The sequence below is a fragment of the Simiduia sp. genome, from assembly GCF_058345725.1.
On the sequence record NZ_JBTUOC010000044.1, the window covers coordinates 25017 to 48663 of the forward strand.

Annotated in this window: 20 protein-coding genes; 6 read left to right on the top strand and 14 right to left on the bottom strand. The window is 55.2% G+C overall.

What is annotated here, in order from left to right:
* Window positions 1-77: 77 nt before the first annotated feature.
* Both ilvD and ACW8F6_RS10860 read left to right on the top strand, forming a co-directional pair.
* Window positions 78-1922, top strand: a complete 1845-nt coding sequence (gene ilvD, locus ACW8F6_RS10855; protein ID WP_491575891.1) for a dihydroxy-acid dehydratase — start codon at window positions 78-80, stop codon at window positions 1920-1922.
* A 344-nt stretch (window positions 1923-2266) separates the two neighbouring features.
* Complete coding sequence (locus ACW8F6_RS10860; RefSeq protein ID WP_491575892.1) at window positions 2267-4891, top strand: TonB-dependent receptor; 2625 nt, start codon at window positions 2267-2269, stop codon at window positions 4889-4891.
* 68 nt (window positions 4892-4959) lie between these two features.
* Here the strand turns inward: ACW8F6_RS10860 and ACW8F6_RS10865 are convergent, their stop codons facing one another.
* The 10 genes from ACW8F6_RS10865 to lgt all read right to left on the bottom strand — a co-directional run bounded on the left by ACW8F6_RS10865 (window position 4960) and on the right by lgt (window position 15185).
* Entirely contained in the window at window positions 4960-7335 is a 2376-nt protein-coding gene (locus ACW8F6_RS10865; protein ID WP_491575893.1) for a TonB-dependent receptor, read from the bottom strand.
* A 220-nt stretch (window positions 7336-7555) separates the two neighbouring features.
* On the bottom strand, window positions 7556-8902 hold the full coding sequence (locus ACW8F6_RS10870; protein WP_491575894.1) for a tetratricopeptide repeat protein: 1347 nt from the start codon (window positions 8900-8902) through the stop codon (window positions 7556-7558).
* Window positions 8903-8917: 15 nt separating this feature from the next.
* Window positions 8918-9526, bottom strand: a complete 609-nt coding sequence (locus tag ACW8F6_RS10875; RefSeq protein WP_491575895.1) for an energy transducer TonB — start codon at window positions 9524-9526, stop codon at window positions 8918-8920.
* 8 nt (window positions 9527-9534) lie between these two features.
* Window positions 9535-9933 carry an ExbD/TolR family protein gene (locus ACW8F6_RS10880; RefSeq protein ID WP_491575896.1) on the bottom strand — a complete coding sequence of 133 codons (399 nt, stop codon included), beginning with the start codon at window positions 9931-9933 and terminating at the stop codon, window positions 9535-9537.
* A gap of 74 nt (window positions 9934-10007) precedes the next feature.
* Window positions 10008-10535 carry a MotA/TolQ/ExbB proton channel family protein gene (locus ACW8F6_RS10885; RefSeq protein ID WP_183911470.1) on the bottom strand — a complete coding sequence of 176 codons (528 nt, stop codon included), beginning with the start codon at window positions 10533-10535 and terminating at the stop codon, window positions 10008-10010.
* Window positions 10536-10545: 10 nt separating this feature from the next.
* On the bottom strand, window positions 10546-11922 hold the full coding sequence (locus tag ACW8F6_RS10890; RefSeq protein WP_491575897.1) for a MotA/TolQ/ExbB proton channel family protein: 1377 nt from the start codon (window positions 11920-11922) through the stop codon (window positions 10546-10548).
* Window positions 11922-12704 (bottom strand): DUF3450 domain-containing protein, encoded by a 783-nt coding sequence (locus tag ACW8F6_RS10895; protein ID WP_491575898.1) that lies wholly within the window; start codon window positions 12702-12704, stop codon window positions 11922-11924. Before ACW8F6_RS10895 ends, ACW8F6_RS10890 begins: the two co-directional genes overlap by 1 nt.
* A gap of 294 nt (window positions 12705-12998) precedes the next feature.
* On the bottom strand, window positions 12999-13505 hold the full coding sequence (gene folA / locus ACW8F6_RS10900; RefSeq protein WP_491575899.1) for a type 3 dihydrofolate reductase: 507 nt from the start codon (window positions 13503-13505) through the stop codon (window positions 12999-13001).
* Window positions 13506-13514: 9 nt separating this feature from the next.
* Window positions 13515-14348: a thymidylate synthase gene (locus tag ACW8F6_RS10905; RefSeq protein ID WP_491575900.1), complete on the bottom strand. Its 834-nt coding sequence runs from the start codon at window positions 14346-14348 to the stop codon at window positions 13515-13517.
* Between the two features lie 12 nt (window positions 14349-14360).
* Window positions 14361-15185, bottom strand: a complete 825-nt coding sequence (lgt, locus tag ACW8F6_RS10910; protein ID WP_491575901.1) for a prolipoprotein diacylglyceryl transferase — start codon at window positions 15183-15185, stop codon at window positions 14361-14363.
* Between the two features lie 94 nt (window positions 15186-15279).
* Here lgt and ACW8F6_RS10915 point away from each other — a divergent pair, with 94 nt between their 5' ends.
* Together ACW8F6_RS10915 and mepK are read left to right on the top strand one after the other, a co-directional pair.
* On the top strand, window positions 15280-16071 hold the full coding sequence (locus ACW8F6_RS10915) for an NRDE family protein (RefSeq protein ID WP_491575902.1): 792 nt from the start codon (window positions 15280-15282) through the stop codon (window positions 16069-16071).
* 115 nt (window positions 16072-16186) lie between these two features.
* The gene (gene mepK / locus ACW8F6_RS10920) at window positions 16187-16714 is read left to right on the top strand and encodes a peptidoglycan L,D-endopeptidase MepK (RefSeq protein ID WP_491575903.1); all 528 of its coding nucleotides are present in this window, start codon (window positions 16187-16189) and stop codon (window positions 16712-16714) included.
* Window positions 16715-16732: 18 nt separating this feature from the next.
* Here mepK and ptsP read toward each other — a convergent pair whose 3' ends face one another.
* The gene (gene ptsP, locus ACW8F6_RS10925) at window positions 16733-18988 is read right to left on the bottom strand and encodes a phosphoenolpyruvate--protein phosphotransferase (protein WP_491575923.1); all 2256 of its coding nucleotides are present in this window, start codon (window positions 18986-18988) and stop codon (window positions 16733-16735) included.
* Between the two features lie 23 nt (window positions 18989-19011).
* Window positions 19012-19563, bottom strand: a complete 552-nt coding sequence (rppH, locus tag ACW8F6_RS10930; RefSeq protein ID WP_491575904.1) for an RNA pyrophosphohydrolase — start codon at window positions 19561-19563, stop codon at window positions 19012-19014.
* 149 nt (window positions 19564-19712) lie between these two features.
* On the opposite strand from rppH, the gene ACW8F6_RS10935 reads away from it, so the two are divergent.
* Complete coding sequence (locus ACW8F6_RS10935) at window positions 19713-20366, top strand: histidinol-phosphatase (protein WP_491575905.1); 654 nt, start codon at window positions 19713-19715, stop codon at window positions 20364-20366.
* Window positions 20367-20383: 17 nt separating this feature from the next.
* Window positions 20384-21535 carry an imelysin family protein gene (locus tag ACW8F6_RS10940; protein WP_491575906.1) on the top strand — a complete coding sequence of 384 codons (1152 nt, stop codon included), beginning with the start codon at window positions 20384-20386 and terminating at the stop codon, window positions 21533-21535.
* A 7-nt stretch (window positions 21536-21542) separates the two neighbouring features.
* Here the strand turns inward: ACW8F6_RS10940 and ACW8F6_RS10945 are convergent, their stop codons facing one another.
* Together ACW8F6_RS10945 and ACW8F6_RS10950 are read right to left on the bottom strand one after the other, a co-directional pair.
* Window positions 21543-22376, bottom strand: a complete 834-nt coding sequence (locus tag ACW8F6_RS10945) for a hypothetical protein (RefSeq protein WP_491575907.1) — start codon at window positions 22374-22376, stop codon at window positions 21543-21545.
* Window positions 22377-22401: 25 nt separating this feature from the next.
* Complete coding sequence (locus ACW8F6_RS10950) at window positions 22402-23595, bottom strand: class I SAM-dependent rRNA methyltransferase (protein WP_491575908.1); 1194 nt, start codon at window positions 23593-23595, stop codon at window positions 22402-22404.
* Between the last annotated feature and the right edge of the window lie 52 nt (window positions 23596-23647).

Genomic DNA, 23647 nt, shown 5'->3' on the forward strand with positions numbered 1-23647 from the left:
GGCTCGGCCAGGATGCCAGATTCTGGTATGCTGGCCGACCTTTTTACGTGTAACTGTACGAATTTCCGGAGTGCGCAATGCCAGCCTATCGTTCTAAAACCTCTACCCACGGCCGCAACATGGCCGGCGCTCGCGCGCTCTGGCGCGCCACCGGCATGAAGGACGATGATTTCCAGAAACCCATTATTGCGGTGGCTAACTCCTTTACGCAATTTGTGCCCGGTCACGTCCACTTAAAAGACATGGGACAACTGGTTGCGCGGGAAATTGAGAAAGCCGGCGGTGTTGCCAAAGAGTTCAATACTATTGCCGTAGACGACGGCATTGCCATGGGTCACGACGGCATGCTCTACAGCCTGCCCTCGCGCGACATCATCGCCGACAGTGTCGAGTATATGGTCAACGCCCACTGTGCCGATGCGCTGGTGTGTATTTCTAACTGCGACAAGATCACCCCGGGCATGTTGATGGCGGCCATGCGGTTAAATATTCCGGCGATTTTTGTGTCCGGCGGCCCCATGGAAGCCGGTAAAACCAAGTTATCTGAACACAAGCTCGACCTGGTTGACGCTATGGTAATCGCCGCCGACAGCACCGCCAGCGACGAAAAAGTGGCCGACTACGAGCGCTCCGCCTGCCCCACCTGCGGCTCTTGCTCGGGCATGTTTACCGCCAACTCCATGAACTGCCTAACGGAGGCGCTGGGCCTTTCGCTGCCCGGTAACGGTTCGATGCTGGCCACCCATGCCGACCGCGAGCAACTATTCCTGGAGGCCGGCCGACGCATCGTCGACATCACCAAGCGCTATTATGAGCAGGAGCAAGAACACCTGCTACCGCGCAATATCGCGTCTCTGGCCGCCTTCAATAATGCCATGGCGCTCGATATCGCCATGGGTGGCTCTACCAATACCATTTTGCATCTGCTGGCGGCCGCGCAAGAGGGCGGCGTGAATTTCGATATGAAAGACATCGACGCCCTGTCGCGCAAAATTCCGCAGCTGTGCAAGGTGGCACCCAATACGCCTAAATACCACATGGAAGATGTCCACCGCGCCGGTGGCGTGTTCGGTATTTTAGGCGAGCTTGCGCGCGGCGGCCTGCTCGATACAGGCGTGCCCACCGTGCACAGCGACACCCTGGCCGAAGGTTTGGCCAAATGGGATATCGCCCAAACCGGCGACAAAGACGTGGCCAAATTTTTTATGGCGGGCCCCGCCGGCATTCCCACACAAACAGCCTTTTCGCAAAGCACTCGCTGGCCGAGCCTCGACGGCGATCGCGTCGAGGGTTGTATCCGCAGCGTCGAACATGCCTATAGCCAAGAGGGCGGCTTGGCGGTGCTCACTGGCAACATTGCCGTCGACGGTTGCGTAGTGAAAACCTCCGGTGTCGATGAAGATATTTGGGTGTTTGAAGGCACTGCTTATGTGGTGGAAAGCCAGGAAGACGCCGTAGCCGATATTTTGGACGGCAAAGTCAAAGCCGGCGACGTGGTGATCATTCGCTACGAAGGGCCAAAGGGCGGCCCGGGCATGCAGGAAATGCTCTACCCTACCAGCTATTTAAAATCCAAGGGCCTGGGCAAGCAGTGTGCACTATTAACCGACGGGCGCTTTTCCGGCGGCACCTCTGGCCTGAGTATCGGCCACGCCTCGCCTGAAGCCGCCGCCGGCGGCGCCATCGGCCTGGTGGAAACTGGCGACATTATTCAGATTGATATTCCTGCGCGCACCATCAACGTAAAGTTGAGCGATGCCGAACTGGCTGAGCGCCGCGCGCGGGAAGAAGCGCGCGGTGCCGACGCCTGGAAGCCGCGTAAACCTCGCCCACGCAAAGTTTCTGCCTCGCTCAAAGCCTACGCATTACTCGCCACCAGCGCCGATAAAGGCGCGGTGCGCGATCTCTCCAAACTCGACTAGCCCCATGGCGCCGTCCGCAGCGGCGGCGCCATATCCCTGCGTAACTTGGGGTTATTTTTTAGCGGTCATTACGCTAGTACGTTTTAAAAATACCTTTCCGCTAGTTTAATTTTAGTTTTCTTTTTGCGTGCATTTAGCGCTTAATATTCCGCTGAAACCCTGATCGGAACTGTAGTACCAGCCGCGCGATAATTTCTTTCAGCTCGGCGGCTTTTTCTGTGCATTTGTTTCACTTTCTATCAGTTCGTCGCATCCCTTATCGCAATTTTCCCTAGAAATTGTTACGCATGATCCACCCGATCTATCGGGCCCCAGAATAATGCAAACAATCAAAGGGAAACATTATGCGAAACAAAAGTAATTTTGCGCACACGCTCATGTACGCCTCCATTGTGGCAGCCACCTGTGCCACACCCACCTGGGCACAATCGTCCGATAAATCCATCGAAGAAGTCACCGTGGTTGGCTCGCGCATTGCGCGCGGCGCCGATTTCAACAGCCCAACGCCGGTAGAAATTCTGGATCGCGACACCATCGAAAAATCAGGCTACAACAACCTGCAACAACTTTTCGAAAAATCGCCGTCGACGGGCAATGGCACTTTCTCTACCCGGGGCAACAACCAAGACTCAACCGCCAACGGCGCCGCTGCTGTGAGTCTGCGCGGCATGGGCGCGGATGCTACTTTAGTACTGGTTAACGGGCGCCGCGTTGCCATCAGTGCATTCGCCGAGGGCATCACCACCAACTTTGTCGACATCAACGCAATTCCCGTGGGCGCCATTGAGCGTGTAGAGGTGTTGAAGGACGGCGCCTCCGCCATTTACGGCTCGGACGCCGTGGCCGGTGTTGTGAACATTGTTATGCGCAAAGACTTCGAAGGTGTTGAAGTATCTGCCGGTTACGGCAATACCACCGACACCGACAACGATGAACGCACCTTTTCGGCTATCTGGGGTGTTAATGGGGCAAACGACTCTAACCTCACCATGATCTTCGACTACTTCAGTAACAGCGCGCTGATGAATAAAGATCGTGGTCGGCTTGGCACCGCAAACCAAGCGCCAAACGGTGGTGAAGATTTTAGGTCGTCGCGCGGCTATCCTGGGTATTTTATTGTCGACGGTGTCGCAACAGTTGACCCCGCTTGTCCCGCAGATCAAATTTCCGGACAAGCTTGCGTCTATGACTATGGTCCTTGGAACGTGCTTACACCTGCAGCAGAACGCACCGGCCTGTCGATTTTGGGCCACACGAAACTGACCGATGACATAGAGTTTTTTACAGAAATCGCGGTTCAGCACAACAACTCGTCTGCGCGCGGAGCGCCGACACCGCTCGATGAAAGCGCGGCACTCACGGTGCCTGTCAGCCATCCAGACAGCCCCTTTACTGGCGCCACCACACTCGCCATCGGTCGGTATCGCCCCGTTGACGCCGGCGCTCGCGAATGGAACATCGAAACGGATAACTTGCGCGGCGTGTTTGGCCTGAGGGGCGAAATAAATGGCTGGACTTGGGAAACCAGTGTTCAGCGAGCGCGCAGCGAATCCACGCAAACCGGTGATCGAACACAGGGCTGGGTTCGCACCGACCTATTGCAACAAGAAATTGATGCTGGCCGCTACAATCCCTTTGGCGCTGCGACAAATCCCGACAGCGTAATAGACGCGATTACCACCAGCTTAGTACGCCAAGGCGGCTCACAGCTGACAGCTCTGGACGTTACGGTTAGTGGTGAGCTATTTGCCATGGGCGGTGGCAGCGCAGCCATGGCCGCCGGCCTAGAATATCGGGAAGAAAAGGCGTCAGACATTCCCGATGATCAATTTCAACGTGGCCTGATCTTTGGCACAGAGTCAGTTTCCGCTGCCGCCAGCCGCGATATTACCTCTGGTTTTATCGAAGTCGCACTACCGGTAATGGATAACTTTGATGTTACCTTGGCAGGCCGTTACGACAGTTACAGCGATTTCGGCTCCACCGTAAATCCGATGCTAAACGGACGCTGGGCTATAACGGAAGGCCTTTCAGTCAGAGCCTCCTGGGGTACGGGCTTCAGGGCCCCATCACTTGCGCAAATAGGTCTGGGCCCATCGCAGGAATCACTCTTCTTTAGCGATAGCTACGGTTGTGCAATCAATGCATCCTATTGTGCCAGCACAGATTACACTGTGGTATTTTCCGGTAATCCCGACCTTGAAGCCGAAGAATCCGAGTCCTTTAACATAGGTGTTATCTATGAACCCCTAGACGATCTGCAACTGTCTTTGGATTACTGGAATATCACTCAAGAAGGAAAGATCGATAAAGTACCGGTTGGCTATTTGTACAGCCAATTCTGCGACGTGCAAAATAGCGCTGTCTGTGTTCGCTCTGCGCCGCTTGCCGGAGAAAGCCTTGGAGCACTGCAATCTATTAACAGTGGCTTTATTAACATCAGTGAGCAAGACGCCGCAGGTGTTGATTTGGCCCTTCGCTATGGCGGGATGAATCTGGCCGGGGGCCAGGTAAATCTTCGCTTCGACTACTCTTATTTGGCGCAGTTTGAACGCGTGGAACTCGATTCCGACGGCGTAAGTTTTAAAAAGTCTGACCTCGCCGGTGAATATGAATACCCTCAGCACCGTTGGGTGGCCGCAGGCGACTGGGACCTCGATAATTTCGGTCTTACCGCAAGCCTTAACTATACCGGTGAGTTTGAGGATACACCCGATATAGACTTCGACGGCACTGCCGATTACGACACCAATACCTCACGCACTGTGGACGCATTTATGACGCTAAATCTGCAGGCGCGCTATTCGGGTTTTGAAAATCTGCAGCTTTCCCTCGGCGTCGATAATGCGCTGGACGAGGACGTACCCTTCGCCATCGGCGACGGTGACTCAGATCTCTACGGCTATGTTTCCGGCCAGCACAGCCCCCGTGGTCGCTTTGTTTACGGTAAGGTGACCTATACCTTTTAATTGATCTACGGAGAACAGACGATCTATAAAAAAGCCCAGGCAAACCTGGGCTTTTTCATAACAAGCGATTAGAAACTGTAGTCTATTCTAACTGCCAAGCTACGACCATCTAAGTAATCAATATACTGCTGGGCCGTTGTGTTACTATCGCTACGGCTACGTGCATTTTTGTATTTAACGGCTTCCTTGTTAAACACATTATTTAGATGAGCACTTAACTGTAGGTTTTCTGAAACCTCCATTCTGCCCGAAAGATTTACATAGCTATACGCTGGAACCACATCTTCATCACGAACATTGAAGTGAGTCTTGTATTCTCCATAATACGTGATATCACCACGAACACTCATTGACTTGTTGAATAAAGTGAAGCCTTTATCCAGGGCAAGATAAGCATTCCAATCTGGAACCATTGTCATGCTATCACCCTTTTCAGCGCCAATCGCATCGTTGTCCTTCATGATCTTGGAATCGGTGTAGGATGTATTAAAGGTGAGACTCAATTCCTCAGCTAGCATTGCAGTAGACTCGAACTCAAAACCTCTAGATCTAGCTTCACCTGCATTAGCGATAAAGCTAAAACCACAGGTTGGCATGTAGATGCTAGTACGAATATCGGTCCAATCAATTTGATAAACTGCGGAAGCAAAACTGAATCGCCCATCAAAAGCAGATGCTTTTAAGCCCAATTCATAGTTATCGATAGAGTCTGAGGTGTATCGGTCTTTTCGTTGGCTTGCATTAGGGTCACTCTGACATGATCCAGCTAGTGGGCCATTATTACCACCAGGACGATAGCCTTCTGAATAGAGTGCGTAGACAGACATTTCACTATTCGGGCGCCAAGAAGCACTGAATTTGTAACGCTCGCCACTCTCTTCACCCCCTGTAGAAGTTACATTTTCAGACCAAATTCCCGCTGTTTCACCAAGAAATTCATCTTTTAATTCAAAATGTCTAATGCCTGCATTTAATTCAAGCTCACCTAAGCCACCAATTTCGAACGTATATGCAACGTCAGCAAATGTTGCTTTTTCCGTCGCAAGATCCTTAATTACTGAGTTTCGCCAATTATTCTGAGGGTTACCAAAGGTATCTTGTCCTAGTTGCGTAACATCGATGCCCCACCACCAATTCATTGCAACTGCAGAAGCGATATCGCCCGACTCATGGTATTGATTTTGGTTGTTTAACGCATTTGTGGTTTCTTCTTTATCGTAGAAAAAACCGACGGTCCACGCTAATGGGCTCGTTGTATCAAGATTTTGCAGTCGAACCTCGTGGGTTGTTTTATCGTAGAAATCATCATTGATGATCCACGTTAAAAACATGTCATCTGCATCTAATCTTGACCAATTATCTAGCGATTGGGTTTCAAATTGTCTGAAAGAACCTGCATAGGTTAATGTCGCTAAACCAAGTATGTTGTCATGATTGAAATTAAGTGTGTACAAATTACTTTCACTTTCATACCAAGGGTCTAGCCTCTCCCAAATCTGATACTTTTCTTTAACTCCAGATTTCGCTACCGGGGCAGAACCCGCATGACAAGCCGGACGTTCTAGACTTGGATCGCAGTCTACTTGAACAAAATCAACATCATAGCCATAGGGCGCGCTTGCGTTGTCGGTTAGATTATAATCCCAGTAATAGCCAGGCTTTGAACGGTCTCCCAAAGCCGAGCCTTTATCTTTGTAATCAATGTTTGCGTAGCCGAAAGTCACGTCCATTTCATCAGAAATTTGCCAAAGCATTCGCGCACGAACAAAGCCTCGGTCTATACTCGACTGAACGCCGGTGTTCATATTTACGAATTGGAGCTGATCATGCTCTCGGTTAGCAGAGATGCGAAGCGCAAGCTTGTCCTCAATCAATGGAAGATTAACACCCAAAGTACCATTGGTATCACTGCCATCCACATCTACTTCATGGCGAGCTTGCATAGAACCAAACACTTCAAAGGTATTTAATTCGGGCTGTTTTGTAATGATACGGACAGTACCACCAATAGCATTTGACCCATATAAGGTACCCTGGGGCCCACGCAGCACTTCTACACGCTCAACATCAGATAGGTTGGTAAAAGTATAGGGAACATCGTCTACAAATGTAGTTGTCGTGTCAGGCGTAGTCGTGTTGCCACCGCTAAGGCCGCGCAGAATAAGCTGTCCACGCGGCATTGCTGCACCCGCGAGCGTGCGATAGATATCTGTAGCATTGGTGTAGTTTCTGTCAGCAATTTCAGTAGCCGAAATACTAGAAATTGCCATGGGTATTTCTATTAGTGTTTCTTCTTTACGGCGTGCAGTAACAATAACTTCTTCGGTTATTCTTTCTACCTGCTGACTTTCCGGTTGCTGACCTTGGGCCTGGACATTGATCGAGCCCGCAATCATAAAGGCGGTTATGGCTTGAATGCTTCTCGTAAGGATGCGCTTGTTCATACTTTTCTCGCTATTATATTTTATTATTTAAACACGCCCTTGGAACGTGCTTTGATGCCACTTTTAGTTTGTGACATTAATAAGCGACGCACGAAAACCGTTTAACCTCAATTTAGATCGACACGCCGCTTGCGGTATTGATGTTTTATATAAACTAGGGTAAGCGCGGTTTGAAATGACATAAAAAAACCGGCTTTCGCCGGCTTTTTATGTCGCTATATTACAGCTTTAACTGCCTCTCGCGCTCTTTCTCTGCAGCCGCATACTGAATCCATTGATCTGCAAACTTCTTAGATCGCTTATCTTCAGCTGCTTTTTTGAAGGCTTTAATGGCCGCATCGTATTGCTTTTTATTGACGTGGGCCATGCCCAGTACAATTTGCAATTGATCTTCGCGCTTAATGCCTTTGCGCTTTAAGGCCACTTCACCGGCATCGATCGCCTTATCGTGCATATCGTTGTCGAGGTAAATGCCAGCCAAGCGTGCGTAGAGATCGCCGTTGTCAGACTTGGCTGCGGCCTTTTCCATTTCCGGTAACGACTTTTTAACTTCCTGGGCCATACGCCAGGCAGCAGCCAGTGTTTCCAGATTTTTGGAGGTGGGCTCAATGCGCTTATCTTTAATGCCCTTGTCGATGATTTTGGCAGCCTTGTAGGGCACCTCTTCACCGAGGAACAAATAGGCAATGTTCAGCAACTCTTTTTCGTTAGTCACTGCACCCATAAGGTAGGCTGCTTCCAGCGCGTGCAACTGGTCTTTTTCCCGGTTAACTGCGCCATACATACCGCCCAGCTGACGCCAATAAGAGGCCTTGGGGTAGTGTTTAACTAGCTTCTCAAGAATCTCGACAACTTTTTTGTTATCGCCCTTCTCGTAGTAGATGGCGCGCTGCAGCGCGAACCAGTTTTCCTTGGGTACTTTACCCTTGGATTCGTAGTCGTTAACTGCCCAGTTAATGTCGGGCAAGGCTTTGTTGTAATCATTCAATGAATAATAAGCCTGACCGCGCAGCACATAGGCATCGGCACCCACAATGGGTGATGCAGCCATCCAACGCGTCAAGATCTCTACCGCTTTGCGATAGTCTTCCTGAATGAAGTACAACTGCGCCATGGTGTACAAGGTCGCCGTTTCCAAACCTTCGGGAATGTCGTCGGGGTTGGCAACAACACGCTCATAGGCGCGCAATGCATCTTTGTAACGCTCGAGCGAGTAATACACAAAGCCGTAGTAGTTCCACAACTGGGCCAGCTCATAGCCGTTCCACTTGTCGCTGTCTTCTTTAACTTCGTTCAGCTCTTTGAGCGCACCATTCCAGTCGCCGGCGTCGGCGAATACCTGAATTTCCGCCAGCTTTTTGTAAACGTTTTCACGCAAGGCCGGAGTCTTTCGGGTTTTCTGGGTGTTCTTTGGCTTGTCATCCTGTGCGAAAGCCACGCCAGTGGTGAGCTGCTGTGCCAGAGCACTGTCCTGCAACACCACACCGCTGAGTGCCGGCGCAAGTAGAAGCGGCGCCGCAAACAGAGTGTTTCTGACGATGCGGGTAACTGCTGTTTTAACGTTCATAGTCACTCCCGTCAGTTACTTCGCAATCGCGAAGGAGATTTTGTTACGTACACCGGGTACTTCAATTGGCTCACCGTCAACAACGCGCGGCTTGTACTTGAACTTAAGCGCGGCTTTCATCGCAGCGCGATCAAACACACCTTCCGGCTCAGCTTCAATAACCACTGGGTCGCGCACGGAGCCGTTCTTGGTAACCACAAATTCCACAATCACGTAGCCTTCTATACCACGCTGTAGCGCACGGCGCGGGTATACCGGCTGCACTTTTACGATTGGCAGGTACTCACCATCGCTGGCGAAACCACCAATACCGCCCACTTTCAAGTTTGCGGCCAATTTTGGCGCACCCATGTTAATGGCGTTGGGATTTAAGTCGGGCGTGTCAAAATCCATTTCCGGCATTTCTGGCGGTGGATTCTGCGGATCGTCAGGCTTTACAGCCTGCTCGGTGTCGTACTCGGTTTTGATCTCGCGCTCAGGCATGTGGATGTCCACAACCTTAAACTCTTCCACATCCTTGGGTTCAGTAACGTTCATCTGAATCAGGAAGTGCATCAAAAAGATCAGACCTGCTGTGGTAGCCGCTGCCAGTGCCGCTGCTACACCAATTTTAAAGATGTTCATAGCAACCTTTACTTGTTAGTGGCAACAGACACATCAAGCACAGACACTTCACGCGCTGCCTCGATAACCTTTTGGACGAATTCGATTTGAGCATCATTATCGGCCTGAATAACCAGCGCCCCTTTCGGGTTTTCCGCATGCAAACGCTCGATGTGCGATTTAATATCGCGCTCGTCTACCTGCTGCTTGGCGATCCATATTTCGTTATTGGCGTTAATCGCAACCAGAATATTGGCATTCTTTTTAAGAATACTGGTGGTGGCATCCGGACGATTAACTTCAATACCGGCTTCTTTAATGAACGATGCGGTCACGATGAAGAAGATCAACATGATAAATACCACGTCGAGCATGGGCGTCAAATCGATCGCGCCAGCTTCCTCTTCTTGGGTTGGTCTTTTACTCATGACGGTTCTCGTTGTAACTGGTTAACGGGCGGCGGGTCAGAGACCCACCGCTTCGCCTGGCCTCGCCGGAGCGATTAATGATCCATCGTCAGATGGTCGGCCAGCAACTGGGATTCATTGGCTGCTGTACGGGTCAGGAAGGTGTTGGCAAATACGCCCGAGAGCGCAGCTACCATGCCAGCCATGGTTGGGATAGTGGCTTGTGAAACACCACTGGCCATGGACTTGGCGTCACCACCACCGGTTACCGCCAGAATGTTGAACACTTCAATCATTCCCGTCACGGTACCGAGCAAACCCAACAGCGGACAGAGCGCAACCATTGCTGCAATCATGTCCATGTTGCCGTTGATCTTATCAGAGATGCGTGAAATCAGCGCGTACCGCACCTGATGTGCATGCCAGGATTTACGCTCTTTACGGGCCTCCCAGCTATCAAGTGCAGATTGCACGTCGCCTTTCAGACTGCCTTTGAAATACCAAACCCGTTCGAAAATAAGGGTCCACATGACAAAGGTCAGGACGGCGATCCATTTAAGGATGGGGCCGCCCGAGTCCATAAAGGCGTTAATGGCTGCTAGCGCGTCCATCAATGCCAACATGGTTTATCTCCTACTTCTTTTCGGCGTTTTCAGCAATGATACCCGCGCTCTGCTCATCCAGAATATGGATAACGCGCTTGGCCTTGGTGTTAACCAGGGTGTGCATCAAAACTGTCGGAATTGCGACTACCAGACCCAGTACTGTGGTTACCAGAGCACCAGAAATACCGCCGGCCATGGCCTTCGGATCGCCGGCACCAAAGATGGTGATAGCCTGGAAGGTCACGATCATACCGGTAACGGTACCCAGCAGACCCAGCAGCGGGGCGACCATGGAGATGATCTTCAACAGCTGCAAGCCTGACTCGATGTTTGGACGCTCTTTCAGCACCGCCTCTTCGAGTTTCAGCTCCAACGTCTCACCGTCCAGGCCTGGGTTGTCTTCGGCTACTTTCAGCACGCGACCCAGCGGGTTGTTGGTGTTGGCTTTCTGAGACTTCAGCTGGGCGTTAACCTTGCCGGAAATACCCATCAGCACAATAAAGCGCCACAGAGCCAAGAGTGCTGCAAATACACCGACCGCAGAGATGATGTAGCCCACTGTGCCGCCCTGGTGCCAGCGCTCTTCCAGCGACGGCGTGTTAATCAGCGCCGACAGCAGTGAACCACCTGAAGGACCCGTGGGGTCAATACCGGTTTTGGTGAAGCCGCTCGTGGCGTTCTGCAGAGCTGCAGCGCCGCTCAGGTGCGAGTCGGGCTGACGTACCAGCTCTTCGATCTTGCCGTCTTTCGGCGAGTAGCTCAGGTACTTACCTTCGGAAACCAAGTTGTAGTTACCAATGCGCACGACAGTTTGGTTCAGCTTGTCGCCATTTGGCTTGATAACGCTAGCCTGGAAGCTGGTCACATTGCCGCCTTCCACAGTTTCGCGCTGTATTTCAAACCACAGACGCTCGATCTCTTCGATTGAAGGCAGCTTGGTCGCTGAGTTCATCTTGTCGATCAGGCCGTCCAGGAACTCGGTGCGGTCGCCCAGCTCAGCGGAAACAACAGAATTGTTCACGTTTGAGCGCAGGTCACCGGCAGTAGAGGTCAGGTGACCGAACAGTTCTTTCAGCGAGCCCAAACGCTCTTGCAGCTGCTTGCGCTTGGCTGCTACCTGAATTTCCTGAGCCTTATACTTGGCCTCCAGTTCTTCAGAGCGTTTCTCTTCGGCCAGTTTTGTGGCCTTGGCCTTATTCAGCAGTGACTGCTGATTGGCCTTGTCGCGCAGGAACTCAGCTTCGCGCTGTTTGTGTTCCTTGGACTCGGAGATTTTTGAGTTTTGAACCATCTTCAGCAGTTGGTCCAGTGAAGCGGCCTTGTCGTCTTGAGCAAACGCAGCGTTTGCACCAAACAAGCCGGCTGCAGCTACAATCAAGCAGCGCTTAGCGAAGGTCATCTTCATTATTTAGCCTCCGGAGCCAGAATCGGTAAGCCCATGATATCGTTGGTCGCTTGTTTCTTGGCGATCTTGATACCCTGCAGAATTGATGAACGGTATTCGCCGGAATCCAGCTCTACCCATGCCTTTTGACGAGCATCCCAGGCGCCTGACAGCTTGGTGTCAGTAGTCTGGTACATCAACGCGATGCGGCCAACACGGAGAATGTTAACTTCGCGATCAACACCACCGATGTTCAGGGTGTCTTTGTAAGTATCGATCTTGCGACCGTACTCGGATTCAATTTTGTAAGCTTCCAGCACCTGGCGGAATTTCTCGGCCACGGTGATATCGGCACGCTCCTGGTTAGCACGCAGCTGAGCAACACGCTCGCGACGCTCGTCCAGGTGGAAAGGCACGTCCAGATCGATGAACTGCTCCAGACCATCCAGCATACGCAGGATCAGCGGCTGGATTTGACGCTCCATCACAGTCACTTGATCGATGGATTCTTCCAGATCGTTCAACACCACCAGCTGGTTAGCAATCTGCTTTTCCTGCTGGGCGTTGTATACGCGCAAGCCTTCAATCTGCTTATTCACAGTTTTGAATTCCTGCAGCAGCGCATTGGTATCTTCAGCGATCTTGTCGATACGCTTCTGAGACTGCATAGCCGCCGTAGTTTTAGCTTGGCCTGTCTGCAGAATCGCATTCAGGGTTTGGTCTGCCTGGGCCACACTGCCAATCAGTGCGCCTGCAGAAAGCACTGTGGACAAGGCCACCGCTTTCAATCGTTGCTTCTTCATAGTTCCCCCAACTCGGGTGCTTTTGCAATCAACTTGTATGCGTCAGTTCAACTGCCACACACACGTATATCCGCGTTGCTCTGGCGACAGTTAAGGGGGGCATTGTAATGACCCCCTCCGCCAAGATTCAACGACTAGACGAATATCCAAAACCAGTTTGTGCCATTAGGTAACATAGCGGTAACAGATGGGTAACAACTCTCGGAAAGTAGATCCAACAGCGGTAACACCAGCCTAAAAAACATACAACTGCTTGGTGATTCGCGGTGAAACCTGGGCAATTTGCGACAGGAATCACGTTCGACGCAGCACTATAAACGAATAGTTGTACGGATTGGAACCACCCGCGACCCGTCGGTCCTCGCTTATTTTTTCCCAATCACCCTGTTCAATGTGTGGAAAATGTGCATCACCCTCTATTTGGGCGTGTACCTGCGTTAAGTATAGCTTGGTGGCCTCTGGCAGGGCCTGGCGGTAGATCTCGCTGCCGCCAATAACCATCGCTTCGTCGACACCGGCGTCGCCGGCCAGTTGCCGCCCTAAAGCCAGGGCCGCCGGCAGAGAGTTACAGACCGTAACACCCGCTGCCTGCCACTGGGGCTGACGGCTGATAACCAGATTGGGCCGACCCGGCAGGGGTCTACCGATGGACTCAAAGGTTTTGCGCCCCATGATGATGGGCTTGCCCATGGTCACCCGTTTGAAATAGGCCAGATCATCCGGCAGGTGCCAGGGCAGCTGATTGTCGCGCCCGATGATCCGGTTCTCGGCCATAGCCACGATCAGTGCTATCTCGGTCATAGCTACCTCTTATATCGCCACGGGCGCGGGAATATGAGGGTCCGGGTCGTAGCCCTCCAACTCAAAGTCTTCAAACCGGAAACTAAAGATATCCTTTACTGCGGGGTTGAGCTTCATGGTGGGCAGCGGCTTGGGCGTGCGCGACAGCTGTAATTCGACCTGCTCAGCGTGATTGCTGTAGAGGTGGGCATCGCCAAAGGTGTGCACAAAATCGCCGGGCTTCAGGTCGCACACCTGCGCCAACATTAATGTTAACAACGCGTAGGAGGCGATGTTAAAGGGCACCCCCAGAAAAATGTCGGCGCTGCGCTGGTAGAGCTGACAGGACAACTTGCCCTTGGCCACATAAAACTGAAACAAGGTATGGCAGGGCGCCAGCGCCATGCGCCCCTGCGCTACGTTTTCCTGTGGCGAGAGCGACTCGTCCGGCAGCGCCGTAGGGTTCCAGGCCGAGATAAGCAGCCGGCGCGAGTTGGGCTTGGTTTTAATCATCTGCACCAGCTCGCTCACCTGGTCCACCAACTCGCCGTTGGGGCCGGCCCAGGAGCGCCACTGGTGTCCGTAGACCGGGCCTAGATCGCCCGACTCGGTGGCCCACTCATCCCAGATTTTGACGCCGTTTGCCTTCAGGTAGCCAGTGTTGGTGTCGCCTTTTAAGAACCACAGCAGCTCGTGCACTATGGACTTCAGGTGGCATTTTTTAGTGGTCACCAGGGGAAAGCCGTCGGCCAGGTTAAAGCGCATCTGGTAGCCAAACACACTTTTCGTGCCCGTGCCGGTGCGATCGCCCTTGAATACGCCGTTATCGCGTACGTGGCGCATGAGGTCGAGGTATTGCTTCATAATATGGCCTCCTTATTGGGCAGTCTTGCGGGCGCGACGATAGGCCAGCCAGATAAACAACAAGCCCAGCACTATCATGGGTAGGGACAGTATCTGTCCGCGGGTGACCCACCCAAACAAATCAAAGCTGATGTGGTTGTCTGGCTCGCGCACAAACTCGACGATGAACCGGAAGCATCCGTAACAAAAGAGAAACAGCCCACTGACTGCCATGCGCGGCCGCGGCTTGGCGGAGAACCAAAACAAAATAATAAAAAGCACCAGCCCTTCCAGCGCCGCCTGGTACAGTTGCGAGGGGTGGCGAGCCAGGCCCAGTGGGTCGCGCGGAAACACCATGGCCCAGGGTACATCGGTGGCACGTCCCCACAGCTCCTGGCCAATAAAATTGCCGAGCCGGCCAAAGCCCAGGCCCAGTGGCACTATGGGTGCAATAAAGTCAGTGATGGCAAAAAAGCTGCGATTAATGCGGCGGCCGTAGACCCACATCGCAACTAATACGCCCAACAATCCGCCGTGGAACGACATGCCGCCCTCCCAAATACGCAACAGCCAGGTGGGGTCTTCCAGAAAACGGTCAAAATTGTAAAACAGCACATAGCCAAAGCGACCGCCCAAAATCACCCCAAAGGCGCCGTACATGATCAAATCTTCCACCTGCGCGCGGGTCACCGGGCTGTCGGGTCGACGGGCTCGACGGCTCGCCAGCCAGCCTGCACACAGGAACGCGGCCAGGTACATCAGGCCATACCAGTGCACGCTGAGCGGCCCCAGGCTGTAACCGAAAAGCTCCACCGGGCCTACGGAAAAGGCCACGGGATCTAGTTCTGGGTATTTCATGAAGGGTCCATTTGGTTGTATCGCACGTGAGGCGGGCATTATGCTGCGTTAATCCCCGACCCGAAACCCCAACATCCCGAATTTGAGGCCAACTATGTGCCTGTTGTTTCTCGCCCACCGCATTCACCCGGAGTGGCCGCTAATCATCGCCGCCAATCGGGATGAGTGGCACGCGCGGGCTACCCGCGCCGCCGGCTTTTGGCCAGAGCGCCCCGATTGGCTGGGTGGTAAAGACTTAGAGGCGGGCGGCAGCTGGCTGCTGGCGAGCCGAGCGGGTCGGCTGGCGGCCCTCACCAACGTGCGCGCGCCCAATCAAGCCGCAGGCAAGCTGAGTCGCGGCCAACTAGTGACCTCGGCGATAGCCTCTGAGCTCACACCAGCCGCGTTTTGCGAGGGTTTGGATAACTGCGCCTACAGTGGTTTTAACCTCATCTGTGGCGCCTGGCGGGAGCGGCACTGGCAGCTCTGCTACGCCAGCAATCGCGGCGGTGCAGCGGTGCGGCTACTCAAGCCCGGCCTGTACGGGCTCAGCAATGCCGAATTGGACACACCCTGGCCCAAAGTCGCGAGCGGCAAAGCGGCGCTGGAAGCCCTGCTGACTGCACAGCCGACGGAGACAGCACTGCGCCGGGGACTATGGCAATTGCTGGCGGACCACCGGCAGGCCGCCCCTTGCCAACTGCCGGATACCGGCGTGGGCCAAGACTGGGAGGCTCTGTTGTCGAGCCGCTTTATCGTTTCTGCCCAATACGGAACGCGCGCCAGCACACTGCTATTGTGCGATGCGCACGGCCGGATACAGCTGTTCGAGCGCAGCTTTGACGCGGCCGGCAGGTGCGCACTTGAACAACATCACACTTTGATATTGCGCAACGCTAAAGCCTGAAAAATTCGGCGCGGGGCGTCTATACAGCTTTGTGGCGCGCCGGTATATTCGCCTGCGCTGCGCCAACCGGCAAGTTTGCGCGCGATCCCATCCGCCGTCCCGTCCGGAAGTGCCCATGACAAATCGCCGCCAATTTTTAGCCCTGTTAGGTCTTAGCTGTCTGCCCGCCAAGCTGATAGCGGCGCCTCACCCCTGGCCTGAACAACAAATCAAACTGCTCAACACGCACACGGGCGAGCGCTGTACGGCGACCTTTTTTGCCGACGGCCAGTGGCAGACCGAGGGTCTACAGGCGATCAACCGGCTGCTGCGCGATCACCGCGCCAATCAGGCCTGCGCCATGGACCCGGGCTTGATTGCTCTACTCGCGCGGGTACAGCAGCGGCTCAACCACCGAGGTGAAATTCACATTATCTCTGGCTATCGATCGCCTGCGACTAATGCAAAACTGCATGCCAGCGGCCATCGAGTAGCCCCCAACAGCCTGCACATGCAGGGCAAGGCCATCGATTTGCGCATCCCCGGCGTCCCACTGCGCAATCTGCAGCGCGCTGCTCTGCAGGAAAACAGTGGCGGCGTGGGGTTTTACGGAAGCGATAATTTTGTGCACCTGGACACCGGCAAGGTGCGCCACTGGGGCTGATACCGGCCGGCCCTACATTCAGACGTTGGGGCGGTAGAGCCGCTTGATACCCAGTGCCTGCAGGCGGTCGTTCAATGTGCTCTCAACGGCCTCCGCAGTGGTCAGCACCAGCACCTCGCTTAACAAAGTCTCGGCCTGCTCCTTGGAAATAGCGCGCAAAACCGATTTAACCTTAGGTAGGTTAGTGGCACTCATCGACAAGACATCGTAGCCCATGGCCATGAGCAACACCGCGGCACCGGGATCGCCGGCCATTTCGCCACAAATACTCACATCGACGCCCTCGGCGCGCGCGCCCGCCACTACGTCCATGAGCGCGCGCAGTACCGCCGGGTGCAAGCTCTGGTACAAATCCGCCACCCTGGCATTATTGCGGTCGACTGCCAGCAGATACTGGGTTAAGTCGTTGGAGCCCACTGATAAAAAATCGGCGCGCGCCGCGAACTCCCGGGCCTGATACACGGCGGCCGGCACCTCGACCATCACCCCCACCGGCGGATACACCACCCGGTGCCCCTCTTCCATGACTTCGTTGAAAGCCCGCAGGATGAGCGCATTGGCGGCCTCCAGCTCCAGGATATTGGTCACCATGGGTAGCATGATCCGCAGGTTGTCAAAGCTCTCGCTGGCTTTCAACATGGCGCGCACTTGCACCAAAAAGATTTCCGGGTGATCCAGCGTTACCCGCAGGCCCCGCCAGCCCAAAAACGGGTTGGCCTCTTCGATGGGGAAGTAGGGCAAGGCTTTGTCGCCGCCCACATCCAGCGTGCGCATGGTCACCGGCCGAGGCGCAAAGGCCGCCAACTGTTCACGGTAAATCTTGGTTTGCTCTTCTTCGCCGGGAAAGCGATCGCGCAACAGGAAGGGCACTTCGGTGCGATACAGGCCCACGCCTTCGGCACCTCGGTCCAGCGAGCGCATCACATCGGCCATTAGCCCAGTGTTGACCCACAGCCGCAACCGGTGGCCATCGGTGGTTTCGCAGGGCTTATCCTTCAGGGTTTCCAGATCTTTCTGGAGCGCTTGCTCCTCTTTGAAAATGGCCTTGTATTGCGCCTTGAGCGGCTTGGAGGGATCGGCAAATACAATGCCGTTGTAGCCATCCACAATTAATTTGCGCTGGTCGAGCTTGGTGTAGGGCAGGTCGATGGCGCCCATCACTGTGGGAATATCCATGGCGCGCGCCAAAATAGCCACGTGGGAGTTGCGCGAGCCCTCCACCGACACCAGGCCCGCCAGCTTGTCGGCCGGCACCTCGCCCAGCATGGAAGCCGTCAGCTCTTCGCCCACCAGAATCGTGTTGTTGGGGTAGACGCGGCACATCTGCGCCGATTCCTGTAAATAACTGAGCACCCGTCGGCCCAAATCGCGCACATCCGCCGCTCTATCGCGCAGGTAGGCGTCGTTCATGGAGGAAAAATTGCGCTCGTGTTCGAGGATCACCTCGGCCCAAGCGTAGGGTGCACACACCCCTTGGTTGATGCGTTCGATTACTTCACCGCCCAGCGAAGCGTCGTCCAACATGGCCAGATAGGCGTCGAACAGCGCTTGCTCCTCGCGCGATAAGCGGCTGCGCAATTCGTCGCCCATGCGCCGGATGTCGTCGCGCACAGCCCCCAGGCAGCGGTAGAAAAACGCGGTTTCCTCCTCGATGTCGGACACCACCTGATAGGGCACCGAATTGAGGTCGGCCGGTGGCGAAATCACCACCGCCTCGCCAATGGCGACGCCGGCGCAGCCCGAGGTTCCAATAAATTTGGCCTCGCCTTTGCCCTGCGCCACCGCCACCACCACGCCCGTGGCCTCGGCGTGCGCAATGACCCCCGCCAATTGCGCCGACAGCGTCACTAAAAACGCTTCGTCGCCCTCGTCAAAGCGGCGGCGCTCCACCTGCTGGACCACCAGCACGCCGAGGACTTCGCGGTGGTGAATAATGGGCACACCCAGAAAGGAGCTAAAGCGCTCCTCGCCGGTTTCGGGAAAATATTGGTAGCTCGGGTGAGTTTCGGCGTGCTCGAGATTGAGCGGTTCCTCGCGGCTGACCACGCGGCCCACTAAGCCCTCTTCCACCCTTAGGCTCACCTTGCCCACGGCGCCCGGGTGCAAACCGTCGGTTGCCATCAGCACATACTGGCCCTGGCCATTGCGCAGGTAAACCGAGCACACCTGGGTAACCATGGCCGCTTTAATGCGCGCCACGATGATGTTGAGCGCAGACTGCAGATCGCGAGCGGCGTTGACTTCCTGCACGATATTGCGCAGCGAATTGAGCATGCTCGCGGCCAAAGTTTACGCTCCTATGTGTTCAGCTTCTGGGTGCTGAGGTTAGTTTGGGCTGGCGGTGTGGCAAGTGGCGGCTGATGCTCGCGCTGCAAACGGCACATCAAAGGCGCCAACTCGCGCAATGCCTTGCGGTAGACATCGCGCTTAAACGACACCACTTTTCCCAGAGGATACCAATAGTTCACCCAGCGCCAGTGATCAAATTCGTCTTTCTTTTGAGTGTGCAAATCAATCTTGGACTCGTCCGCCAACAAACGCAGCAGATACCAGCGTTGTTTCTGACCAATACACAGAGGTGTAGAGCCGCGCCGCAGCAATTTTTTAGGCAACAAATAGCGCAGCCAACCGCGCGTGCTGCCCACAATCTCTACATCGTCGGGCGCCAAGCCCACTTCTTCGTACAGCTCGCGGTAGAGTGCCTGTTCCGCCGATTCATTGGGGTTGATACCCCCCTGGGGGAACTGCCAGGCATCTTGGCCGCCTATGCGGCGCGCCCACAATACCTGCCCGTGATCATTCGCTACGATGATACCCACGTTGGGTCTAAAACCATCATTGTCTATCACGGTGTAATCCTTTTAATCATTCTGTTGGCTATTGTTCCATAAGTCCTGTGTATTCAGCAATTTAACGGCACGAGCGGTCTATCCGTTGTATGCCCGCAGCCAAGCCGCTATCCTTGCCACCCCGCAGCCGCTCAACCTGGAAAGCTACCGTGACCGTCGCCATTTTCGACTTGGACAACACCCTGATTGCCGGCGATTCCGACCACAGCTGGGGCGAATTCCTGGTGCAGGAAGGCCTGGTGGACACCGCCGCCTACCGCCGCGCCAACGACCAGTTCTATGAAGACTACAAGCGCGGCGCCCTGGATATTCACGCCTACCAGCGCTTTGTGCTCACCCAGGTGGCCCAGTTCGACCGCCAGCAACAAAGCGCGCTGCTCGAACAATTCATGGCCAGCATGATCGCGCCACTAAAGCTACCCAAGGCGCGGGCACTGCTGGATCAGCACCGCGCGCAGGGCCACTACCTGCTGATTATCACCGCCACCAACCGCTTTATCACGGCACCCATTGCCGAAAGTCTCGGTGTGGATGAGTTGATCGCCACGGAGCCGGAAGTCCGGAACGGCCAATACACTGGCGAAATTATCGATCCACCCTGCTACCAGGCAGGCAAAGTGGCGCGCTGGCGAGAATTTCTAACCCGCACAAATCGCACAAGTGAGACCTGCTACTTTTACAGCGACTCGATAAATGACCTACCCTTGATGTCTGAGGTGGACCATCCCGTCGCCGTAGACCCCTGCCCAGCCCTGGCAGATGCCGCCCAGGCCCGTGGCTGGCCCGTTATCAGCCTGCGATAACCGTTCAGGAACGAACCATGCGCACCCGTTTTATTGCCCTTACCTGTACTTGCCTGTGCCTGTTGGCCTGCCAAGACAAGGCGCCGCCCGCGCCGACACCCGCCGCCACCCCGCAGGCCAAGGTCGACACGCTGCCGCAATTGGACGAGGCCACCCGCCAGCTCTGGCTAACCGGCGAACCGCTGCTAGATCAAACCTACGAACAACTGCTAGCCCTGCGCGTGCGAGTGCAGGCGCTGCTAAAAGACCCCACAGACGCCACTTTGGCCAGCGCGCGCGATCAATGGCATCACGCCCACGACACCTTGCAGGCCTTTAGCCTGTTCTTCGCTATGGCCGACGCGCATCCGGGGTTGCTGGTGCCCCTCGACAGCCTGCACGACCAGCTCGACGGCTGGCCCATACAACCCGGATTTCTCGATTATTTTGATGTGTACAGCCACTCGGGCCTGGTAAACGACATCGCCATACCGGTAACCGCCAAAGCGCTGCGCGAGGCGCATCAACAATTTGACCCTCAGGACCGAGCACTCGGTTTGCACCCGATTGCCTATTTACTCTGGGGCGACTCGGGCAACCGACCCGCAACCGATTACCAACCGCAAAAACCCCAAAGCAAGGGCGAAGATGCGCCCAAAACCGCCGACCTGCCCAACAACCGGCGGCGCGCGCTGTTAAAACTGATGGTAGAGCTGGCCATCGATGACGTGGACAAGCTGCGCGGCCAGTGGCGCAGCAGCGGCGCCCTGAATCAAACCTTTATGCAGCTGAACCCACAGCAGCGCTCAGAGATACTACGAATCTCCAGTATTTATTTGATTGAACAACTGTTAATAAAAAAACAATTGCAGAATCAATTAGACGCCTTAAACGACCCTGAGTTAGAGGTAGGCCGCCACAATTCATACAGTGGCCGCGATCGCAATCCACTTAGCGCGCAATTGGGAAGCCTGCGGTTGTTGACCAGCGACACCCAGGCGGCCCAGCAGTTGCTCAATCACTGGGTGCGCAGCGCCAAACACAGCTGGCGCGATCAACTCACCGCCACCGAGCGCCTGCTGGCCAAATTGCCCGAGGAAGGCGACGTGACCGAAACCCAGTGGGTGGCCGCCATCGCTGCGCTGCACCAATTAGCCCTGCCACTAAAACCGGTGCAGGAGGCGCCCTGAATCAGGGCTAATCAATGGCCAGAGGAAAACCGACGCTGACAGTCAGCGCCCGCACATCGTCGCCCAGCACCGCCGATAACCCCAGCCGCTGCAGGCTAAACCCCAGGTAGCTGCGCGGGCGCTGCCAGCCGAGCGTAACACCCAAGTTGTACAGGGTTTGCGCACCCAAGCGCTCGCCGCTGGCCCCTTTTAAACCAGTATTCTGAATAAAATACTGACCGTAAAAAAAGACGCTCGCCTCCAGCGGCTCTCCCGCTAGCGTCCAGTTCACCGGCCGCCGCCAATCCAACCCAGATTCGATCAGTGCAAAGCCCTGCTTGTGGTGTTGCGCCAGCGCGTGTTGGCCCGCCAACCGCACGCGATTACCAAAGGTCAGGGTATCGCGCCCCACCGACCACCACTGAGTGCTGCGCACGGCGGCGGTGTACAGAAGCGTATTGGTATGCAGGGTAAAGTCGTGTGCGGCGCCCAATTGCAAGGAGGGCGCAACAACCCAATCCCGGCCCGGCGTGAGGCGCCGCGCAACGCCGGGCAATACCGACAGATTCAACAGCGAGCCGGACAACACCTCGTCAACCACATCGCCCAGCTCGGTGTAGCGCACGCCGGCGGTGACCGGCAGTAGCCAATACCAGCGCGCATCGTCGGCCTGGTCCAACAGCCAATCGTTGGTGTCGACTTTTAGAATGGCCGCTTGCTCCACGCCGGCCCGGTAGTAGCCAGTGCCAAAAATCGGCGCGTAAACATAGGATAAATCCAGCGCCTCGATCGATCGGGGCACCGGCTGTGCGAGGGCACTCGCCGCGCACAACAGGGCCAAGACCATCAGTGCTTTGTACATAGGCTCCAACGCCTCCCGACCGTCCTTAGGCCTGATAGATTCGGTAGAACAGCGCCTTCAGGTATTCGGTTTCTGGAATCGCGCTATGCACCGGGTGATCCGGGCCCTGGCTACCGCGCGCAAGTAGCTGCGCATGCCGGTCCAGGTGGCGCGCCGCTCCCTGAATACAGGCCTCCAGCTCGTCGGTGGCCAGGTGCATTGAGCAAGAACCCGACACCAGTAGGCCATCGCGCGCCAACAACCGCATACCCAGTTCATTGATATGGCGGTACGCGGCCAGACCCGCCTTGTGGTCCTTGCGCTTTTTAATAAAAGCGGGCGGATCTAGGACGACGATATCAAAGCTTTCACCCTCGGCGATCATAGCTTTCATTACCGCAATGGCTTTGCCGTGGGCCACCGAGACACGCGTCTCGAAGTCGTTCAGGCGCGCATTGGCCAGGACGCCCTCGAGGGCCACTTCGGAGGCATCCACACACACCACGGCGGCGGCGCCGGCCTGAGCGGCCGCCAAGCCCCAGCCGCCAATATAGGAGAAGACATCCAGGACCCGCTTACCGGCGGCAAACTGCTGCAGGCGCGCACGGTTTAAGCGGTGGTCGTAAAACCAGCCCGTCTTCTGGCCAGTGCGCACGGGCGCCAAAAATCGCGTGTCGTTTTCCACCAGCGCCACTTGATCGGGCACAGTGCCATAGGCCACCTCGGTGTACAGTGGCAATTGCTCCAGCTCGCGCGCTGAATGTTCGTTGGCCAGCAACACACCCTCAGGCTTCAACACCTGTACCAGCGCTGCCACTATGTCGTCGCGCACCGCCTCCATACCAGCACTGGCAATCTGCACCACCAACACCTCGCCAAAGCGATCGACCACCAAACCCGGCAGCAAATCGCTGTCGCCGTAGATCAGGCGATAGTAGGGCGCCTTAAAAAAGCCCTCGCGCAAGCTCAGCGCCTGCTTGATGCGGTGTACCAACAGCGATTTATCCAGGGGATAGCGGACATCCCGGCTGACCAGACGCGCGCAGATGAGGTTGTTGGGATTGAGCGTGGCAACGCCAATGGGCTTACCGCTGGCCGATTGCACCGCCACCTGCTGACCCGCCGGCAAACCTTTAAGCGGCGTCGCGGCCACATCCACTTCGTTGCTGTAAATCCACAGGTGGCCTTTGCGCAGGCGCCGATCGGCCTGTGATTTTAATTGCAGTGGGGGCAAGGACATGGGCAACCTCTTGGCGGAAAAGCGCGCAGTATAGCCCCTAGGGCCGCCCCCA

What these genes read in the sequence shown, in the direction of transcription:
- ACW8F6_RS10915 (WP_491575902.1), top strand. Translation starts at nt 15,280, where the DNA reads ATGTGCCTGTTGTTTCTCGCCCACCGCATTCACCCGGAGTGGCCGCTA.
- ACW8F6_RS10860 (WP_491575892.1), top strand. Translation starts at nt 2,267, where the DNA reads ATGCGAAACAAAAGTAATTTTGCGCACACGCTCATGTACGCCTCCATT.
- ACW8F6_RS10940 (WP_491575906.1), top strand. Translation starts at nt 20,384, where the DNA reads ATGCGCACCCGTTTTATTGCCCTTACCTGTACTTGCCTGTGCCTGTTG.
- ACW8F6_RS10890 (WP_491575897.1), bottom strand. Translation starts at nt 11,922, where the DNA reads ATGAAGATGACCTTCGCTAAGCGCTGCTTGATTGTAGCTGCAGCCGGC.
- ACW8F6_RS10905 (WP_491575900.1), bottom strand. Translation starts at nt 14,348, where the DNA reads ATGAAGCAATACCTCGACCTCATGCGCCACGTACGCGATAACGGCGTA.
- ACW8F6_RS10945 (WP_491575907.1), bottom strand. Translation starts at nt 22,376, where the DNA reads ATGTACAAAGCACTGATGGTCTTGGCCCTGTTGTGCGCGGCGAGTGCC.
- ACW8F6_RS10875 (WP_491575895.1), bottom strand. Translation starts at nt 9,526, where the DNA reads ATGAACATCTTTAAAATTGGTGTAGCAGCGGCACTGGCAGCGGCTACC.
- ilvD (WP_491575891.1), top strand. Translation starts at nt 78, where the DNA reads ATGCCAGCCTATCGTTCTAAAACCTCTACCCACGGCCGCAACATGGCC.
- mepK (WP_491575903.1), top strand. Translation starts at nt 16,187, where the DNA reads ATGACAAATCGCCGCCAATTTTTAGCCCTGTTAGGTCTTAGCTGTCTG.
- ACW8F6_RS10885 (WP_183911470.1), bottom strand. Translation starts at nt 10,535, where the DNA reads ATGTTGGCATTGATGGACGCGCTAGCAGCCATTAACGCCTTTATGGAC.
- folA (WP_491575899.1), bottom strand. Translation starts at nt 13,505, where the DNA reads ATGACCGAGATAGCACTGATCGTGGCTATGGCCGAGAACCGGATCATC.
- ptsP (WP_491575923.1), bottom strand. Translation starts at nt 18,988, where the DNA reads ATGCTCAATTCGCTGCGCAATATCGTGCAGGAAGTCAACGCCGCTCGC.
- ACW8F6_RS10895 (WP_491575898.1), bottom strand. Translation starts at nt 12,704, where the DNA reads ATGAAGAAGCAACGATTGAAAGCGGTGGCCTTGTCCACAGTGCTTTCT.
- ACW8F6_RS10865 (WP_491575893.1), bottom strand. Translation starts at nt 7,335, where the DNA reads ATGAACAAGCGCATCCTTACGAGAAGCATTCAAGCCATAACCGCCTTT.
- ACW8F6_RS10870 (WP_491575894.1), bottom strand. Translation starts at nt 8,902, where the DNA reads ATGAACGTTAAAACAGCAGTTACCCGCATCGTCAGAAACACTCTGTTT.
- ACW8F6_RS10950 (WP_491575908.1), bottom strand. Translation starts at nt 23,595, where the DNA reads ATGTCCTTGCCCCCACTGCAATTAAAATCACAGGCCGATCGGCGCCTG.
- lgt (WP_491575901.1), bottom strand. Translation starts at nt 15,185, where the DNA reads ATGAAATACCCAGAACTAGATCCCGTGGCCTTTTCCGTAGGCCCGGTG.
- ACW8F6_RS10880 (WP_491575896.1), bottom strand. Translation starts at nt 9,933, where the DNA reads ATGAGTAAAAGACCAACCCAAGAAGAGGAAGCTGGCGCGATCGATTTG.